Annotated in this window: 18 protein-coding genes, 1 tRNA gene and 1 pseudogene; 12 read left to right on the top strand and 8 right to left on the bottom strand. The window is 34.3% G+C overall.

The window, feature by feature from the left end:
• The first annotated feature begins 127 nt into the window (after positions 1–127).
• Complete coding sequence (locus AB4Y90_RS04820; protein ID WP_441556313.1) at positions 128–2,602, top strand: glycoside hydrolase family 95 protein; 2,475 nt, start codon at positions 128–130, stop codon at positions 2,600–2,602.
• Positions 2,603–2,839: 237 nt separating this feature from the next.
• On the opposite strand, the gene pelA is transcribed toward AB4Y90_RS04820, so the two are convergent.
• Together pelA and AB4Y90_RS04810 are read right to left on the bottom strand one after the other, a co-directional pair.
• Positions 2,840–3,862, bottom strand: a complete 1,023-nt coding sequence (pelA, locus tag AB4Y90_RS04815) for a pectate lyase (protein ID WP_441556311.1) — start codon at positions 3,860–3,862, stop codon at positions 2,840–2,842.
• A gap of 9 nt (positions 3,863–3,871) precedes the next feature.
• On the bottom strand, positions 3,872–4,894 hold the full coding sequence (locus AB4Y90_RS04810; RefSeq protein WP_441556330.1) for a DUF4861 family protein: 1,023 nt from the start codon (positions 4,892–4,894) through the stop codon (positions 3,872–3,874).
• A gap of 123 nt (positions 4,895–5,017) precedes the next feature.
• On the opposite strand from AB4Y90_RS04810, the gene AB4Y90_RS04805 reads away from it, so the two are divergent.
• The 5 genes from AB4Y90_RS04805 to AB4Y90_RS04785 all read left to right on the top strand — a co-directional run bounded on the left by AB4Y90_RS04805 (position 5,018) and on the right by AB4Y90_RS04785 (position 9,551).
• Positions 5,018–5,494 carry a hypothetical protein gene (locus tag AB4Y90_RS04805; protein WP_441556309.1) on the top strand — a complete coding sequence of 159 codons (477 nt, stop codon included), beginning with the start codon at positions 5,018–5,020 and terminating at the stop codon, positions 5,492–5,494.
• Between the two features lie 46 nt (positions 5,495–5,540).
• The gene (locus AB4Y90_RS04800; RefSeq protein WP_441556307.1) at positions 5,541–6,209 is read left to right on the top strand and encodes a hypothetical protein; all 669 of its coding nucleotides are present in this window, start codon (positions 5,541–5,543) and stop codon (positions 6,207–6,209) included.
• 52 nt (positions 6,210–6,261) lie between these two features.
• Positions 6,262–6,939 (top strand): response regulator transcription factor, encoded by a 678-nt coding sequence (locus tag AB4Y90_RS04795; protein ID WP_441556306.1) that lies wholly within the window; start codon positions 6,262–6,264, stop codon positions 6,937–6,939.
• Positions 6,936–8,213, top strand: coding sequence for a sensor histidine kinase (locus tag AB4Y90_RS04790; protein ID WP_441556304.1), 1,278 nt, complete (start codon positions 6,936–6,938; stop codon positions 8,211–8,213). The genes AB4Y90_RS04795 and AB4Y90_RS04790 overlap by 4 nt, the downstream gene beginning before the upstream one ends.
• 528 nt (positions 8,214–8,741) lie before the next feature.
• A complete protein-coding gene (locus AB4Y90_RS04785; RefSeq protein ID WP_441556302.1) occupies positions 8,742–9,551 on the top strand; it encodes an HAEPLYID family protein in 810 nt (269 codons plus the stop codon).
• A 172-nt stretch (positions 9,552–9,723) separates the two neighbouring features.
• On the opposite strand, the gene AB4Y90_RS04780 is transcribed toward AB4Y90_RS04785, so the two are convergent.
• Positions 9,724–10,044 carry a cupin domain-containing protein gene (locus AB4Y90_RS04780; protein WP_441556301.1) on the bottom strand — a complete coding sequence of 107 codons (321 nt, stop codon included), beginning with the start codon at positions 10,042–10,044 and terminating at the stop codon, positions 9,724–9,726.
• 476 nt (positions 10,045–10,520) lie between these two features.
• On the opposite strand from AB4Y90_RS04780, the gene AB4Y90_RS04775 reads away from it, so the two are divergent.
• The 4 genes from AB4Y90_RS04775 (at position 10,521) to AB4Y90_RS04760 (ending at position 11,791) form a co-directional block, all read left to right on the top strand.
• Positions 10,521–10,967 (top strand): PepSY-like domain-containing protein, encoded by a 447-nt coding sequence (locus AB4Y90_RS04775; RefSeq protein WP_441556300.1) that lies wholly within the window; start codon positions 10,521–10,523, stop codon positions 10,965–10,967.
• Between the two features lie 88 nt (positions 10,968–11,055).
• On the top strand, positions 11,056–11,298 hold the full coding sequence (locus AB4Y90_RS04770; RefSeq protein ID WP_441556299.1) for a class I SAM-dependent methyltransferase: 243 nt from the start codon (positions 11,056–11,058) through the stop codon (positions 11,296–11,298).
• Positions 11,279–11,413 (top strand): hypothetical protein, encoded by a 135-nt coding sequence (locus tag AB4Y90_RS04765; RefSeq protein ID WP_441556298.1) that lies wholly within the window; start codon positions 11,279–11,281, stop codon positions 11,411–11,413. Before AB4Y90_RS04770 ends, AB4Y90_RS04765 begins: the two co-directional genes overlap by 20 nt.
• A gap of 69 nt (positions 11,414–11,482) precedes the next feature.
• Positions 11,483–11,791 (top strand): hypothetical protein, encoded by a 309-nt coding sequence (locus tag AB4Y90_RS04760; protein ID WP_441556297.1) that lies wholly within the window; start codon positions 11,483–11,485, stop codon positions 11,789–11,791.
• A 76-nt stretch (positions 11,792–11,867) separates the two neighbouring features.
• Here the strand turns inward: AB4Y90_RS04760 and AB4Y90_RS04755 are convergent, their stop codons facing one another.
• From AB4Y90_RS04755 to mce, 5 genes and pseudogenes are all read right to left on the bottom strand, one after another.
• Positions 11,868–13,370 (bottom strand): GNAT family N-acetyltransferase, encoded by a 1,503-nt coding sequence (locus tag AB4Y90_RS04755; protein WP_441556296.1) that lies wholly within the window; start codon positions 13,368–13,370, stop codon positions 11,868–11,870.
• A gap of 165 nt (positions 13,371–13,535) precedes the next feature.
• Positions 13,536–14,771, bottom strand: coding sequence for a PQQ-dependent sugar dehydrogenase (locus tag AB4Y90_RS04750; protein WP_441556294.1), 1,236 nt, complete (start codon positions 14,769–14,771; stop codon positions 13,536–13,538).
• A 216-nt stretch (positions 14,772–14,987) separates the two neighbouring features.
• Positions 14,988–15,482 (bottom strand): annotated as a pseudogene (locus tag AB4Y90_RS04745) (M24 family metallopeptidase); the annotation flags it as partial.
• A 131-nt stretch (positions 15,483–15,613) separates the two neighbouring features.
• Positions 15,614–15,687 (bottom strand) — tRNA-Ile (locus AB4Y90_RS04740).
• A gap of 62 nt (positions 15,688–15,749) precedes the next feature.
• Complete coding sequence (gene mce / locus AB4Y90_RS04735) at positions 15,750–16,148, bottom strand: methylmalonyl-CoA epimerase (protein ID WP_441556293.1); 399 nt, start codon at positions 16,146–16,148, stop codon at positions 15,750–15,752.
• Positions 16,149–16,228: 80 nt separating this feature from the next.
• On the opposite strand from mce, the gene rbfA reads away from it, so the two are divergent.
• Positions 16,229–16,588 (top strand): 30S ribosome-binding factor RbfA, encoded by a 360-nt coding sequence (gene rbfA / locus AB4Y90_RS04730; RefSeq protein WP_265429175.1) that lies wholly within the window; start codon positions 16,229–16,231, stop codon positions 16,586–16,588.
• Between the two features lie 6 nt (positions 16,589–16,594).
• Positions 16,595–17,800: an ABC transporter permease gene (locus tag AB4Y90_RS04725; RefSeq protein ID WP_441556292.1), complete on the top strand. Its 1,206-nt coding sequence runs from the start codon at positions 16,595–16,597 to the stop codon at positions 17,798–17,800.
• Positions 17,801–17,841 lie beyond the last annotated feature (41 nt).

Below are 17,841 nucleotides of genomic sequence, written 5' to 3'. Positions count from 1 at the left end.
AATTGAAATATACATCAGCTTAAAATCAATTTATTGATTATCCTTTGCTCCTTAAAATAATAAATATCAAAGAAAAATCTTTGCGTTAAAAAAAATTATCAAATAAACCAATTCAATAAAAGTAAAAATGCTAAAAACTTTTCAACATAAAATCTTTTTACTGACCTGCGGAACGGTTATTTCTGTTTCGGCATACGCTCAGCAGAATTTAAAATTAATCTACAATAAACCCGCAGAAAACTGGAACGAAGCGCTTCCTATCGGAAACGGAAGATTGGGAGCCATGGTTTTTGGCGGACCTTCTCAGGAACATCTTCAGCTGAATGAAGAAACGATTTGGGCAGGTGAACCGGGAAATAATATCCCGAAAAATACATTTGACAGCATTCAGAAAATCAGAAGACTTTTAAATGAAAATAAATTTGAGGAAGCGCAAAATCTATCCAACAGAACCTATCCGAGACAGGCTCCGAAAGATTTGAACTACGGAATGCCTTATCAGACGATGGGTGATTTGTTTTTAGATTTTAAAGGTCACGAAAATTTTAAGAATTACAATCGGAATTTAGATATTGAAAAAGCGGTAAGCACAGTTTCTTACGAAGTAAAAGGTGTGACTTTCAAGCGTGAAATTTTCTCATCTTTTGCAGATAATGTGATTATGATTAAATTATCTTCAAACAAAAAAGGAAGTTTGAATTTTTCAGTTAATGCTTCCACACCACAAAAAATCCATTCTATTTTTACTGAGAAGAATCAATTGGTTATTAACGGAACGAGCGGCTCTGCAGATAATAAAATCGGGAAAATTAAATTTAAAACCATTGCAATTCCTGTTTTAAAAGGCGGAAAATTAACCTCATCAAAAGATAAACTTGACATTTCCGGAGCAGATGAAGTCGTAATTTATGTTTCCATTGCGACCAATTTTAAAAAATACAACGACCTTTCAGGAAATCCCGATGCGAGAGTTTCTGAATATTTAAATAAAGCTTTAAGCAAAAAATATAATGATGAACTGAAAGCGCATGTCGAAAAATATCAGAAATATTTTAAACGTGTCAATCTGGATTTTGGAACAACCGAACAGGCAAATAAAACAACTGATGTAAGAATCAAAGAATTTGGAACTTCAAGCGACCCCGATTTGGTGGCTTTGTATTTCCAGTTTGGGCGTTATCTTTTGATTTCTTCTTCACAACAGGGAACACAGCCTGCAAACCTTCAGGGAATCTGGAATTATCAGTTAAATCCTTCCTGGGACAGTAAATATACGGTCAACATTAATACCGAAATGAATTATTGGCCTGCGGAAAACACCAACCTCAGCGAAATGCATGAGCCTTTGTTTGATATGATTCAGGATTTGTCTGTAACCGGACAGGAATCTGCCAAAGAAATGTATAAAGCAAGAGGCTGGAATATGCATCATAACACCGATTTGTGGCGAATTACAGGAGTTGTTGACGGCGGTTTTTACGGAATGTGGCCAATGGGTGGAGCGTGGTTAACCCAACACGTTTGGAACCATTATTTGTACAATGGAGATAAAGAATTTTTAAAGAAAAACTATGAAGCTTTAAAAGGTTGCGCCTTGTTTTATCTGGATGTTCTTCAAAAAGATTCCTCAGGAAAATATCTGGTCGTTTCGCCTTCAATGTCGCCGGAAAACACCTATCAGAAAAGTGTAGGAATTACCGCCGGAACGACGATGGATAATCAGCTGGTTTTTGATGTTTTTAATAATTTTATAAATGCTTCAAAAATTTTAAACGAAGATAAAAATCTTTCTGACGAAATAAAAACGGCTTTATTAAAACTTCCTCCAATGCAGATCGGGCAACACGCCCAATTACAGGAATGGCTGAAAGATATGGATCGAACTAACGATAAACACAGGCATATTTCGCATTTGTACGGATTGTTTCCTTCGGGCCAGATTTCACCGTTCAGAAATCCTGATTTAACGGAAGCTGCAAAAAACTCTATGATTTACAGAGGCGACAAATCTACAGGCTGGTCGATGGGCTGGAAAGTAAACTGGTGGGCAAGATTATTGGATGGAAACCGTGCTTTTAAATTAATTTCAGACCAATTAACGCCTGCTCCGATGGAAACCAAAGGTCAGTCGGGAGGAACGTACCCGAATCTTCTGGATGCGCATCCGCCGTTTCAGATTGATGGAAATTTTGGCTGTACTTCGGGAATTGCAGAAATGTTGCTGCAAAGTTATGACGGCTGTCTTTACCTTTTACCTGCACTTCCTGATGCTTTGCCAAATGGCTCTGTGAAAGGATTGAAAGCAAGAGGCGGTTTTGAGATCGATATGGACTGGAAAAATTCTAAACTTACAAAATTAGTGGTTAAATCTGCTTTAGGCGGAAATGCGAGAATCAGAGTGGCGAAAGATTTAAATTTAAAATCTAAAACAGTTTTAACCTCAGCAAAAGGTGAAAATTCAAATGAATATTATCAGGTTAATAAAATTAAAACACCTTTAAAATCGGAGAAAGCTGAAATGAAAGGTTTTGCTGTTCCGGAAACTCAGGTTTTTGATTTTGATACTAAAAAAGGGGGAGTTTATACTTTTGAAGTGAAATGATTTTTCCCACAGGTTGCACGAATTATCACGGATTATTGCGCATAATATTTTTATTATTGAAAATCGATTAACTTATTAGCCACGAATGCACGAAACTTTTGTTAGTAATTATCTAAAAAATCTGTGTAAATCTGTGTAATCTGTGGGAATTATAAGAGTTAAATGAGATTGCTTCGTCGCTACGCTCCTCGCAATGACAATAAAAAATCCTGATTAAAAAACATCAGGATTTTTATTTTATTGAGAAATTTTATTTTTTTTCAGCCACTTCGGGAAATCACTTTCTATTAACTTCGTCCCGCCTTCATTGTACCAACTGTAGCCCATTCTGCGCTCTTCGGAAACGTCTTCATAATTGAATTTTACACTTCCGTCACGGTCACCAAAAATTGGTTTATTGGTCGGAATGTCATAAAATCTTGCCCAAACTGACGAACCATCTTTCTTACTTAATGTTCGGATAGCTTTTCCGTTTTCTCTTGAAACAGCGTAAGTGTAGCCTTTGATTTGGCTTTCATCAAACCATTTCACAGCAGCTCTGATTGATTTTTCAATTTCAGGCGTTAAAGGCTGCATCATCAGAAATCTTAAAATCCCGATGGATTCTCCAGTAGCCAGCGAAATCGGTTCAAAAGCTCTTGCTTTTTCAGGTTTCAAGGTATTTTCGTCATATTGGTCTGCCCAGATTGACAATTTCCCGTTTTGGAGAACCTGTGTTTTCAAAATACATTGAAGCCCTTTCTGAACAGCAATTTTTGATTTTTCTTTTAATTTTGAATCTACTGCATCAAACCCTTCTTTTCCTTCGGCAACGTTGTACAAAACCGTCAATGCATTAATCATGGCATTGTCGTTATACGTTACCTGCTTCCTGTAAATCGCTGAGTTTGGAAAATATTGAGGAAACCCGCCGTTTTCATACTGCATCGACAGCAAATATTCAATTCCTTTTTCTGCTGATTTCAGATAAGCTGGATTTTTAGTCGTTTGATAGGCTTTAATCAATCCATTGATTTCTCGTGAAGTTGCATTATTGTCAATCGTTGCAAAATCGTTACCTGTCGCTTTGATTATTTTTAAAAGTTTCGGATCTATTTTTTTGGTGTAATCTACGTTTTGCTTATCACTTGTATGTTTTCCCCAACCTCCGTTCGGCAGTTGGTAAACCATCATTTTTTCTGCTAAAGTATCTTTTACCTGCGCCGAAATTCCTGAAAATATCAGACAGAATATGGCAACTGAAAGTTTAGATTTAATCATTATTAAAACTTATTTAACGGTAATTAATAAAGGATTGGCAACAATTTTCGCCTGCTTCTGCAAGATATTTTCCCAATCTTTCTGTGTTTGAATCTGTCCGCTTTTCTGCCACGCAAAACCAGCATAATACGTCAGCTTTTTCTGAGGCTTTGTTACCACCAGCAAATTGCTTTGATCCGGAGATTCAGATTTAAAAGCTATAGATTTTTGTACAATTTTAGGATCTACTACAATTCCTTCACCAACAAAAGCATCATCAATTTTTTCCCAGTGAAGATAATATCCGGCCTTATCATTCAGTTTGCTTTCGCCTTCGTTTTTATGTAAAGTAATTCCGACGGTGTAGTTCGGGACAGGCTTTTCTGTTTCAAAAGTTGATTCAAACTTAGAAAAATTGGAGCCTAAATCAAGAGAGATTCTTTTGGTTTCTTTCACACCAAACTCGCTCCACGGAGCATAATTTAGTTCAAAAACCGTTCGCAACGGACCTTCTGTAATTGTTTTAGAACTTATAAAATTTTTAGAAACCTGCAGTTTTTCATCTTTCCAGATTCCGATTCCTCCCGTTCCACGGCTGTCTCCAACGTGATAAGGATCATAGCCTTCACCTCTTGTGTCTTTGTGATAATACATCGGATCGGTCAGATAACCTTTGTACCATTCGTTGATAACAGATTTTTCAGTTCTTTTCAACCAAATATCAACACCGCTTGAAAGTGTGCTTCCTTTTACTCCTGCTAAAGCTTCAGCCTGACCTTTCGGACCGTAAACTCTGAACGCAATTTTATCGTTTTCCCAAGTATAATCGTCTACTCTTTCAGGAGCCAGTCTTGAATACGTTGTCAGTTTGCTTTCAGGAACTGGCATATTTGAGTCTGCGATGATGGTATAAGAATTTGTCTTTTTAGCATCAATTTTTGCCTGAAAAAGAAGCTCATCATTTGTTCCATCACCATCATTGTCAATCCATTGAATTGTAAGGTAATTATTTTCAGCATCCTTAATTCTTAAATCTTCCGCCTTATATGTTATTTTATCAAAAGTAAAAATAAATCACAAAATACAAATCATTATTCTCCTTAAAACTTTCTTAAAATAGAAAAATCAATTTTTATTTACAGCAATTTTTGTAGATTAGATTTTCTTAAAAAAACGATGATTAATAAACCTGAATTTACTGAAAGTCAAAAATTTTCTCAATGGTGGCTTTGGTTACTGCTTTTCTCAGTGATGATTTTTACTATTTATAATTTTGCTGAAAACCGGCAATATTTTTCAACATTTGAATTAACCTTATCATTCTTTATTCCAATCCTGTTGATCGCATTATTTCTTGTAATCAGATTGGAAACCAAAATTAACGAACAGGGAATTTCTGTACGATTTTTTCCGTTTCAGATTACATTCAGATATTATCCGTGGAGAAATATTAAAAAAGTTTATGTAAGAAAATATTCGCCTTTAATAGAATATGGAGGTTGGGGAATGCGTCGAGGTCTTTTCGGAATAGGAAAAGCTTATAATGTAAAAGGAAATAAAGGTCTTCAGGTTATTTTAAGTGACGGGAAAAAAGTTTTGATTGGAACGCAAAAATTTGAAGAAATTGGAACATTCTTGTTAAAAATAAAGTAATAAAAAATCAACTTATCTTGCTATAATTACTAAAAAAATACCTAAAATGAAATTAAAGACTTTAGCATTTCTTATTTTGATAATAAATGTTCCCAATTATATAAAATCACAAGAGCAGATTATAACATTTCAAGAGTTGCTTGATACAAAAGTTGATGAAAACATCTATGAATTTGGATGGTTTGCTACAGCATATAAAAAAATTCCGTGTTACAGAGATTACCGAAAGAATAGTGTTAAAATGACAATGAAAAATCCTAGAAATGGACAAGAAATTGATTTCCCTGAAGCAGAGGAAAAAGGAGCATTAAAAATAAGTCCGTATAAAATCAAAATTAATAAAGAGAAAAAACGTTTTTCTATTTCAGGAGAAATCAATGGAGCTTGGAAACATGTTACATCATCTGAATTTGAAATCTATATAGGATACAAAAAAGACACTATTTCAAATATTACTTTATCTCCAAATTTACATGGTGATATCTATTTTAACGGTAAAAAAGTAGATAGTACAATTATCATAAATACAGTTCCAGCATTTTACCTAAAGGATTTTAAGAAATATGGAGCAATTTTGAATAATGAAGAGGATAAGGAAGGTAATAGAAAGATTACTTTTGAAATTAATTCTGAATTTGATGATAAAAGCTATTTAGTTTTTGGAATCTCTTCTCTTTACTCTGAAATTTTTCATATAGGAAAACTGTTAGAATAGTTTAAAAACAAAATTCCCAACTCTTTCCAGAATCATTTTCTACTTTTGTTGTATGAAAATCCTTGTTGTAGAAGACGAAAAAGAACTTTTAAAATCGATTTACGATTCTTTGATTCAGGAGCAGTTTCTCATTGAGACCGCAGAAAACTATCAATCTGCCAGTGAAAAAATTGCCCTTTATTCTTATGACTGTATTTTGCTGGATATCATGCTTCCCGGCGGAAATGGTCTGCAACTTCTTCAACAGCTTAAAGACATGGGAAAATCTGAAAATGTCATCATTATTTCTGCAAAAGATTCTTTGGATGATAAATTGACCGGACTGGAACTCGGAGCTGATGATTATTTAACAAAACCTTTTCATAATGCCGAACTGAACGCCAGAATAAAAGCTGTTCTGCGCAGAAAAAACCAGGAAGGAAAAAACAGCATTGAACTTGCCAATATTGAACTGGATCTTACGGAAAGAACTTTTACCGTTGACGGAGAAAATATTACGCTGAACCGGAAAGAGTTTGATATTCTTCACTTTTTCTTACTCAATAAAAAACGATTGGTTACAAAAACAGCTTTGGCAGAACATGTTTGGGGCGATCACATCGATCAGGCAGATAATTTTGATTTTATATATTATCAGATCAAAAATTTAAGGAAAAAACTACAGCAATCGAATGCCGAAATTGAGATCGAGGCAGTCTACGGAATCGGCTATAAATTAATTGAAAAATGAAGCTGCTCAACAAATCTATTCTTCATCTGATGGGCTACCTTTTACTGATCGTAAGTTTTTGGTCAGTGATTTTTTATTTTAACATGCTCGATGAAATTAAAGACAGCGTAGATGAAGAACTGGAAAATTACAAACGGCAGATTGTTTTTAAAGCTGAAAAAGACCCGACGATTCTACAGCAGAAAACCTTTGATGAAGGATTTTTCTCAGTAAATCCGATCAGTAAAAAAGAAGCGCTTAATTTTAAAGACACTTACGAAGATACCGAAATTTATGCGCAAGATGCTGATGATGAAGCTCCTGAACTTGAACCAGTACGGGTTTTAACCACAGTTTTTGAGCAGAACGGAAATTTTTATGAGTTGAAAATTTTCAACAACATGGTTGAAGAAGACGATCTTGTAAAAGAACTACTTTGGGATGCCGCAGGATTATATGTTTTGTTGATTTTTAGTATTTTAGTTTTAAATAATCTCGTATTACAGAGACTTTGGAAACCTTTTTACGAACTTTTGCATGAGCTGAAAAATTATCRTTTGGGAATAAGTAAAACTTTTCCTAAAGTGGAAACCAAAACCAAAGAATTCAGCGATTTGCAGGATGCTGTAACTACACTTCTACAGTACAGTGAGCAAAGCTACGAGCAGCAGAAAGAATTTATCGGAAATGCTTCCCACGAACTTCAGACACCTTTGGCAATTGCTATCAGTAAGTTGGAATTGCTGATTGAAAAAGAAAATTTTACCGAAAATCAGGCTGAAAAAATTGCCGAGATCATGGAAATTATTGAGAGGCTGGTTCGTCTTAACAAATCTCTTCTTTTGCTTACAAAAATTGAGAACAAACAGTTTTTTGATAATAAAGAAATTTCTGTAAATGAAATTGTCGCTAAAAATATTTCTGATCTTCAGGACATCGCAGAATTTAAAGCTGTTAAAATCTCCTACTTCAACAATGCTCAACTTTCTGTGAATGCTGATTCGGCTTTAGTTAATATCATTGTTTCTAATCTTTTGCGGAATGCAATTTTTCATAATATTAAAAACGGACAAGTGGAAGTTGAGATTTCTGACAAATCTTTAACCATAAAAAATACCGGAAGTGCGCAATCTTTGGTTAAGGATAAGATTTTCACAAGATTTCAGAAATCTGAGGAGCATCAGTCCGGAAGCGGATTGGGACTAGCAATTGTAAAAGCGATTGCAGAATTATATGATTTTTCGGTTTCGTATGATTTTAAAAACGGAATGCATGAATTTTCGGTGAATTTTTAAGTGCTGTATATTTTTTATCGCAAAGATTTATTTTCTTCTTAGAGCCTGTTTAAATTTTATTCAATAAATTTTTTATAGCTTTTTCTTAATTTTCTAAATTAAAATAAACTCTGTTTATTCTTAAATTTAACATTAAGAATTTTAGTGAGTTAAGTTTATTCTGATTAAGGAATCAATAAATTGTTTTTTATTAAGTTTTTTAAGCTAAAAGGTTTTAATTCCTTAATGGTAAAAATAAATTATAAATTAAACAGGCTCTTAAAATTTAAGGAGCAAATAATAATCAATAAATTGATTTTAAGCGAACATTTCATCTTTATATTTCAGTTAAAATAATAAAGGTAGCACTCCTACGGAGCGCTTTTTTTCGCTATAACTATCTTTTCTACAAAGGTTTTGCTCCTCCGGAGCAAAAATGCTTTATGAAATTTACCAACTTATCTTTTATCTTTTATCTTTGAAAAAAATTCCCGTTTCTTTCCAGATTTCTTCCCAAATTTTTCCCGATTTGCATTGTTGATTTGTAGTATGAAAACAACAAAACGAATTTTACTGACTGTAATCATCAATATTTTAGGCTTTTTTTCAGCATCGGCACAAACTCAGCCGAAACCTGTAAAAGTTTCTCATGCTGAACCTATTTTTCAGGATTTGGTGAGAGATCTCGGAGCAAGAAAAGGCGAAAAAGAATTCAATCTGGGAGCAGATTTTTCAGGAGGAAAAAATTATAGGGAAAACGGATTTTTAGCCGAATATGAATTTGCACCCATTAACAGATTAGGTCTTGAAGTGGAAACTGACTTTTCTTTTTTTAGTCCGAAAAGTGGTTCTTCCGAAAAACAAATTCCGGGAAATCGATTAGACGGGATCCGATTTTCTGCACAATACACTTTTTTTGTTTCGGAAAAATCCCAGGCTTCGATGGCTTTAGGTTACACACAAGTCGTTGAATTTACAGATTTTAAGAATTACGGCAAGGGAAAATTTATTACAGGTTTGGTGTACAGTCCGTTTTTTGTGGCGGCGAAAAAATGGGGTTCAAATATTCACACTTTGGTTTACACCTATCCAAAAATCCAACATGAATTGGGAGAGAACGGAACTCCGGTTGATTGGGAAATCAACAGTTCGGTGATGTATTCTCTGCCAGATTCAGGTCATTTTATCGGGATGGAAGTCAACAAGGAAATCAGTCACGGAAAAATGTCGGTTACGCTTCGTCCGCAGGTGAAAATTAAGCTTGATTCCCATTTTGCCGTAGGAATTGTTACGGGAATTCCTGTTTCACACCAGGATGAAAGTAATTCTTCTTTTTTCAGATTGGTGTATGAGCCTTGATTTATTTCATTTTTAGTTAAGCACAAAGACGCAAATGTTTTTTTACAGCTTCAAACTTTAAGAGACAAGGATTTTATCTTTGATAAAAATTCAATATTTGCGCAGATTTTGCAATCAATAAAATATGCTAAATCTGTTCAATCTGCGAGAAACTTTTAGCTAAATATTAATGTTAACGCAAATCTTTTTTAATCACCAAATATTTCAAATCTGTTGTTCCTGCATTGCTGATTCCATGTTCGGAATTGGGCGGACAATACAAACTTGTGTTTGCACCAACAACTTTCGTTTTACCATCAAGATAAAAAGCAGCTTTTCCTTCCAAAATATAAAAAAATTCTTCTTCGGGATGACGATGTGGAGCGTGAGTAGATTTTCCGGGTTCTACAATACTCATTTTCAAAGTGTTTTCTTCAGTGAAATTTTTATCGCCAAACCAATATTGATAACCGACATTTGTTTTTTTTGCTTTCGCTAAATCGAATTCATTCACACAGTTTTCAATCGTGTAACTGATCGGTTCTTTTACCTTTTGTGCATTTTCTATAAAAATTTAAGAGAACCTGTTTAAATATTGAGTATATTTTTAACATTAAGAAATTAAGACTTTTTAGCTTAAAAAACTTAATAAAAAACAATTCATTGTTGCCTTAATCATATTCAGCTTAACTATCTAAAATTCTTAATGTTAAAGATAAGAATAAACAAAGTTTATTTCGTTTAGAGAATTAAGAGATAGTTTATAAAAAAGATTAAATAAATTTTAAACAGGATCTAAGACTCTCGCAGATTTTGCAAATCATGCCTCAATAAAATCTGCTAAATCAGTTTAATCTGCGAGAGAAAATTTAATCTTAAGAAATTTATTTTACTTAAAGCCTCAACAATCTTAATAGTTATTACTTTTTAAAATGTTTCCCAAATGTTTCCAGAATCGTATCGGAAATTAGCGGTATAAAATTTAACGATATGAAAAATTTAATTGTAGCAATCAGTATTTTAGGTTTAAGTTTCAACCAGATTTCGGCGCAGGATATTCATCAGAGCGAGGTTCCGTCTGTGATTTTAAATCATTTTCAAAAAACTTTTTCAAAAGCTTCTGACATCGAATGGGAAATCAAAGGAAATCTTTATGAAGTGGAATTTGAAACCGGATTTTTGGGCGACGACCACAAAGTTTTGTATTCTAAAGACGGAAAATTGGTAAGACATGAAGAAGAAATCTCTAAAAATAATCTTCCAAAAGCTGTTTTAACATCTATCAACAAATCATTTAAAGGTTACAGAACCGATGACATCAAGAAAATTTCAGAAGGCGGAAAAGTAATCTACAAAACCGAACTGAAAAATTATTCTCAGGAATGGAAAGTGGTTTTTGATGCACAGGGAAGAATTTTGCAGAAAAGAGAAGATTAACCGCAATGAAGCAGAAAGTGGCAATTTAAGATCATCCGATTTTTGATATTGAGCGTATTATTTATAAATTGCCATAATTTCTCCGAAAATGAATAACATCTACGAACCAAAATTTGTAAAACAGCTTTTCAACCAAATGTCGGGTTCCTACGAAAGGATGAACTACATTACTTCGTTTGGTTTTTCGATTCGATGGAGAAAGCAGTTTCTCAGTAAATTGGGAAAATCGAATGAAAATTTAAATGTTATTGACCGCTTAAAAACGTTTAATGAAGCGCAACTGGGAATTCTGGCAAAAGAAATTTTACAAAATGCTTTGGATTTATACTGAAAACTTCAAAAACTGCAGCCGTGCGCAGGAAATATTTGAGAAAAACGGGCTTAATGTAAATTCGGAAAATTATTTTTACGGTTGTGCAACAGGAATTTATGGCACAAAACCATAATTAAATAATCACAAATACGAGAAAAGTAAATATATTTTTCTTACTTTTAATAATTGTAAATCATAAGCAATGAAACCATTTTTATATTTTCTTTTTGTGTTTTCCGGTTACTTTATTTTTGCTCAAAACACAGAGTTGAAGGCTGAAAATAATGTGAAACAAGATACTTTTTCTCAAAATAAAATCCAGGRAAATATAACTGCAAAAATTAATAAAGATACCTCATCAAAATTTAAAACTGAAAGATCTAAAACAGCACAAAATATAAATATTGTTCAGGAAATTAACACGGTTTTAAATTATAAAATCAACAGGATTTGGCGTGAAGATCTTTATTGCCTGGTTTGCGGAAAGAATTATAATTCAAAGGCTGCTTAAATGATAAAAAGATAATTTTAGTTTTAAAAACAAAAAAGCACTTCCCAGATGAAGTGCTTCTATATTTTAATACAAATTATTTTAAATACGTTTCATACAAATCTGTTCGCCTGTCTTTTAAAATCTGAACCGAACCGTTGTAGTGAAGATCTTTTAATAAATTTAAATCTACATCTACGATCAGCGTCATTTCTGTATTCGGAGTGGCCTCACCTTTTATCGCATTCGACGGAAAARCAAAATCTGAAGGCGTGAAAACTGCAGCCTGCCCAAACTGGATATCCATATTGTTCACACCCGGCAAATTTCCGACGCAGCCTGCGATCGCTACATAACATTCGTTTTCAATGGCTCTTGCTGCAGCGCAGTGACGCACTCTCATGTATGCATTCTGAGTATCGGTAAGAAAAGGAACAAACAAAATTTTCATTCCCTGATCTGCCAAAATTCTTGGTAATTCAGGAAATTCTACATCATAGCAAATGACGAGACCTATTTTTCCGCAGTCGGTATCAAAAACTTTTATTTCGTTTCCGCCTTTCATTCCGTAATACTTTCTTTCATTGGGTGTGATATGAATTTTTCTGTATTCATCAATTCTTCCGTCACGGTGAAGAAGATAGCTTACGTTGTATAAATCGTTATTTTCAAAAATCGGCATGCTTCCAGAAATAATATTCACATTATAGCTGATCGCAAGTTCTGAAATTTTCGCTTTAATTTCTTCTGTAATTTTTGCCAGCTCGATCATACTGTCGCGTTCTGAAAGATTGTTGAACGGTGCCAGTAAAGGAGTGTTGAACAATTCCGGGAAAAGTACAAAATCCGATTTGTAATCTCCCATTACATTCACAAAAAATTCTACCTGCTCATAAAAAGCATGAATGTCTTTAAACTGCCTCATCTGCCACTGCACCAATCCCAAACGGATAACGCTGTCCTGCATTGTGTTTGGTTTTTTGCTGTAATAAATATTATTCCATTGAAGTAAAACGGCGTTTTCATGAGAAGCTTCGTCTTCCGGAAGGTATTTTTTAAGCACCCTTATCGGCAAAAAATTGTTGGAAAGCTGGAAAGAAAGCACAGGGTCATAAATTTCCTTGTCTCTTACTCGTCTGATGTATTCTCTGGGCGAAATCTCACTGCTGTACTTATGATAATGCGGAATTCTTCCGCCTAAAATGATGGATTTCAGGTTTAATAATTCGCAAAGCTCTTTTCTGGCATCATATAATCTTCTTCCCAATCTTAGTTTACGATATTCCGGATCTACAAAAATTTCAATTCCGTATAAGACATTTCCTGTTGAAATATGAGTATTAAAGGAATAATTCCCTGTGATATCGCTATACGTATGATCATCATCAAACTCATCATAATTAACAATAATAGACAAAGCAACAGCTGCAATTTTTCCGTCTACAGTGATGCAGATTTGCCCGGCTTCAAAAATTTTATTCAGCTTGGCAATACTTTTTTTAGACCAGACATATTCTGACATTAATGGATATGCCCTTCGCATGGTATCTACCAGCTCTTCATAATCATCTACTTTCAAGGTACGTGTTTCTATCTGCATAAGTTTATTTTTACTAAAGTTACGCATTAATTTAAGAAACGTTTTGCCATTTTAATTATTAAAATCCTAAAAAAATAAATTAAAGACTTCGTAATCGATCAAAAATTATAAAAAAAGAAACACCAACATTTCTGCTGATGTTTTATGTACTAAAAAAAATTAAATCTATTGTCTTTGAATTTTATAAAGCCTTCCTGCATCGGTTACCGCATACAATGCATTATCCATTCCCTGCGTAATATCTCTGAAACGTTGCCCTTCATTGACCAGCAAACGCTCTTCTCCCATTACTTTGTTATCTTTAATAACGAGCCTTACGATATGCATTCCGCTAAGAGAGCCTATAAACAGGCTATTTTGCCATTCCGGAATATTATTTCCTTTATAAAACGTCATTCCGCTTGGTGATATCACAGGATCCCAGTAATAAACAGGCTGTTCCATTCCGTTTTGCTGCTGAATTCCGCTGCCGATAACCGCTCCGCTATACTCTATTCCGTAAGTGATTGTAGGCCAACCGTAATTTTTTGCCGGCAAAACACGATTAATTTCGTCGCCGCCGCGAGGACCGTGCTCGCTTTGCCATAATTCTCCTGTTACAGGGTGAATTGCAAGTCCCTGCGGATTTCTGTGACCGATGCTATACAATTCCGGCAAAGCTCCTGCCTGACTAAAAGTAGGATTTCCGGGAGCCGGAGCTCCGTCTTTTGTTATTCTTAAAATTTTACCGATCGCAGCCGTAACCAACTGTGCAAATGGTCTTGTAGAAAGATCAGAACGTTCTCCTACACTTACCATCAGATTTCCGGTAGAATCAAATAAAATTCTTCCTCCATAATGCAGATTTCCTGCAGAAGAAGACGGATTTGCCCTGTAAATAACCACAGCATTTTCAATGGATGTCTCAGAAAGTGAAAGCTTTCCTTTTGCAACGGAAGTCTGCGTTCCGCCTGCAACATTTTCAGAGAAAACCCAGTAAATCATTCTGTTTGTAGAGAATTGAGGGTCTATACAAAGTCCCAGCAAACCTCCTTGTCCGGCAGAATTTACGGCAGGAATTCCCGTTATCGGGCTGCTTAAAGCTCCTGTATTAGTTGCAATCCGCATCGTTCCGCCTTTTTGGGTGATCAGCAATCTTCCGTCCGGCAAAGCTGTAATTCCCCACGGAGCCGTTAATGACGAGCTTAAAACCGTACTGCTGTAAGGTGTTTGTGTTTTAACGCCATTTACTCTTGTTTGTCCGGCAAAAGCAGGAGGATAGTTTGTATTTGCAGGATTGGTTTCTACGGGCGGATAAATTGCCTCGTTTCCGGGTTCTTCGGTAGGCTGTTCGATGTCATCAGAACAGCTTGCTAAAAACATCGCCGATGCCATTAACAAATAATGTACTTTAAATTTCATATGTTATAAGATTTGGTGATTTGGTTTTTAAAATGATAATTTAAAGTTTGAAAAGCATCAAAGTTTACGCCAATAATTTAATTTTATTCAAAATAATTCACTTTTAACACATCCCATTTAAAAATATAATTAAAATAGATTCAGTATGAATTATTTAGGAAAAACCTTCCATAAAAATGAAAGGTTTTATTGTTATTTAAAAAGATTTATTTAATTAAGATTTTTAATGACCTTAAAGCCTCTTTTTTTAGCTTCAGTTTCCATTAAGAATCCGATGTCTGCGATTTTTACACCACCTTTTATATTGTAAATTGTTTTTTCTAAAATTTCTTTAGATGCATTTACCAATTTCTGATGTTGATTAGTGTCTTTTCCTATAACAAAAGAACCTCCGTTATCTGCCCAAAATCCATTGAACTCTGCAGAGACATCAATATTAATTAAATCTCCTTCTTTCAAAACTCTTTCGGAACTAGGAATCCCGTGACAAAACTCGTTATTTACACTGATGCATGTAAAACCCGGAAATCCATAGGTAAGAAAAGGCGCCGACTTCGCACCAAAATCTGAGAGAATCTTTGCTCCGTACTCATCAAGATCTTTGGTCGTCATTCCCACATCGGCATAATTCATCATTTCCTTTAAAGTAAAAGCCACAGCTTCGCTTACTTTTTGCATTCCGATCAATTCCTGTTCGTTTGTTATAGACATTGTTATGATTTTTGAAACAATAAAGTTATGGAATTAAAAGTATTAACTATAATCGATATTGTTATTTATAATTATACTTTAAAATTAAATATTATAGAAAATAAAAAAGCACTCAAAAAGAGTGCTTTGCGTGGTCCCACCTGGGCTCGAACCAGGGACCACCTGATTATGAGTCAGGTGCTCTAACCAACTGAGCTATAGGACCTCAAAACTTGGTTAAATTTTGTGTTTGCAAAAATAGTAAAATTTCTTTCACTACAAAATTTTTTATGGCTTTTCTTGGCAAAGTTCTACCAAAACGCCATTGGTAGATTTCGGATGCAGGAAGACAACTAATTTATTATCAGCACCTTCTTTAGGCTCTTCAGAGATAAACTGAAATCCTTCTTTTTTTAATCTTTCTACTTCATTCAGAATATTTTCTACGCCAAATGCCAAATGATGAATTCCCTCCCCTTTTTTATCAATAAATTTTGAAATTGTGCTTTCAGGATTACTGGCTTCCAAAAGTTCAATTTTACTCTCACCTGTTTCGTAAAATGAGGTTACTACACCTTCTCTTTCTACAGTCTCTTTTTTATAAGATTCTTTTCCTAAAAGCTTGGTAAAAAGTTCATCAGAAACTCCCAAAGATTTCACTGCAATACCGATATGTTCTAATTTCATAAATGTAAAATATATTTTTTTGGCTGCTAATCAATTTTCAAATTAGCAATTCAAACAAAAGTACTAAATTTGCATAAATTATGGAAAGCAACAGACAAAGAAAAGTAGCACAGATTATACAGGAAGATTTCGCAGAACTTTTCCGCAAACAGGCGTCGGAAAGCAAGCAAAGTATTCTTGTTTCGGTTTCTGATGTGAAAGTAACTCCGGATTTGGGAATCGCTAAAATCTATTTAAGTATTTTCCCTCAGGAACACCGCTCTTCAATTATGAAAGAAATTGAAGAAAACAAGGCGCAATACAGAAACTTCATTGGTCAGAAAATGGCAAAGCAAGTGCGTATTATTCCACAATTGAGCTTTTATCTTGATACCACGCTCGATGATGTAGAGAAAATCGAAAGAGAGCTGAGAGGCGAAGGCGACAATCCTGTTTTATAAGAAATATTGAAAAACATTGCATTTTACATTGCATCGCGTTACCTTTTATCTAAAAAAGGAAGCACTGCCGTAACCTTCATTACGTGGCTTGCTGCCGTGGCGATGAGTGTTGCTGTGGCTGCAATGTTTGTCATCATTTCTGTTTTTTCCGGGCTTGAAGATTTTAATAAGGCTTTAATTTCTAATCTTCATGCCGATTTAACCATAAAAAGCACATCGGGAAAAACGCTGAAAAATTTAGACAAAATAAATTCTGTTTTAAAAAGCAACAAAGAAATTTCAAGCTTCTCAAGAATAATAGAAGAAAAAACGTACATCAATTTTAACGGCAAAGGTGATATCGCCTATCTTCGGGGAGTTGATTCTGCTTATATTAAAGTAAACCCAGTTGACAAAACTATTTTTTTCGGAAGTTACCCTGCATTTGAATACAGCAATGAAGTGATTATTGAGCATTCGCTTCAGAACAGATTGGGAATCCCGGTAGATTCAAACACAGATTTCTCAACACTTTTCATGCCTAAACCCGGAACGGGAATCATCAATAAGGAAGAAGATATTTATAATAAAAAAGAAATTGTCGTTTGTGGAGTTTTTCCCGGAAACGAGCAGCTCAACAATTACATTATCGCTCCTGTAGAATTGGCAGAAGAATTATTAAACCTCCCTAAAAACTCGGCTTATCAAATCGTTATTAAGCTTAAAAATCCGGAAAACATTGATTCTGTAAAGCAAAACCTGCTGAAAACTTTAGGAAAAGACATTGAAATCAAAACAAAAGAAGAAGAAAACGCAGCTTTCTGGAAAATGATCAATACCGAAAAACTGTTTATTTATCTAATTTTCGCTTTGGTTATTTTCATCACCACATTCAATCTTGCGGGAGCAATCATTATTTTGCAGCTTGACAAAAAACAACAGGCAAAATCTCTTATTTCTTTAGGTTTTCCTTTAACTCATCTCAGAATGACCTATTTTTATACGGGAATCCTCATCGTTATTCTCGGAATCATTTCAGGGCTTATTTTAGGAACTGCTTTATGTTTTTTCCAAATTTATACTGAATTATTTAAGGCTGTGGAAGATTTACCTTTCCCTGTAAAAATTGTTAGTGAAAATTATTTAATCGTTGCCGCCATCGCTTCAGTCTTTGGAATTGCTATTTCGTGGTTCTTTTCTAAAATCAGCAAAGACTATATTACTAAAAATTAATATTTTATATTTTTATTTATTCGTAAATTTGCCGTCCAATT

Origin of the sequence: Chryseobacterium sp. 2TAF14 (genome assembly GCF_052115105.1) — a bacterium.
Classification (GTDB): Bacteria; Bacteroidota; Bacteroidia; order Flavobacteriales; family Weeksellaceae; genus Chryseobacterium.
Note: the sequence above shows the minus strand (reverse complement) of the source record. Positions and strands in the feature narration are given on the sequence as shown.

Excerpts from the sequence above, each read along its gene's own strand:
- AB4Y90_RS04765 (WP_441556298.1), top strand. The coding sequence starts at position 11,279 with ATGCTTTGGATTTATACTGAAAACTTCAAAAACTGCAGCCGTGCGCAG.
- AB4Y90_RS04750 (WP_441556294.1), bottom strand. The coding sequence starts at position 14,771 with ATGAAATTTAAAGTACATTATTTGTTAATGGCATCGGCGATGTTTTTA.
- AB4Y90_RS04785 (WP_441556302.1), top strand. The coding sequence starts at position 8,742 with ATGAAAACAACAAAACGAATTTTACTGACTGTAATCATCAATATTTTA.
- pelA (WP_441556311.1), bottom strand. The coding sequence starts at position 3,862 with ATGATTAAATCTAAACTTTCAGTTGCCATATTCTGTCTGATATTTTCA.
- rbfA (WP_265429175.1), top strand. The coding sequence starts at position 16,229 with ATGGAAAGCAACAGACAAAGAAAAGTAGCACAGATTATACAGGAAGAT.
- AB4Y90_RS04775 (WP_441556300.1), top strand. The coding sequence starts at position 10,521 with ATGAAAAATTTAATTGTAGCAATCAGTATTTTAGGTTTAAGTTTCAAC.
- AB4Y90_RS04795 (WP_441556306.1), top strand. The coding sequence starts at position 6,262 with ATGAAAATCCTTGTTGTAGAAGACGAAAAAGAACTTTTAAAATCGATT.
- AB4Y90_RS04820 (WP_441556313.1), top strand. The coding sequence starts at position 128 with ATGCTAAAAACTTTTCAACATAAAATCTTTTTACTGACCTGCGGAACG.
- AB4Y90_RS04800 (WP_441556307.1), top strand. The coding sequence starts at position 5,541 with ATGAAATTAAAGACTTTAGCATTTCTTATTTTGATAATAAATGTTCCC.
- AB4Y90_RS04805 (WP_441556309.1), top strand. The coding sequence starts at position 5,018 with ATGATTAATAAACCTGAATTTACTGAAAGTCAAAAATTTTCTCAATGG.
- mce (WP_441556293.1), bottom strand. The coding sequence starts at position 16,148 with ATGAAATTAGAACATATCGGTATTGCAGTGAAATCTTTGGGAGTTTCT.
- AB4Y90_RS04770 (WP_441556299.1), top strand. The coding sequence starts at position 11,056 with ATGAATAACATCTACGAACCAAAATTTGTAAAACAGCTTTTCAACCAA.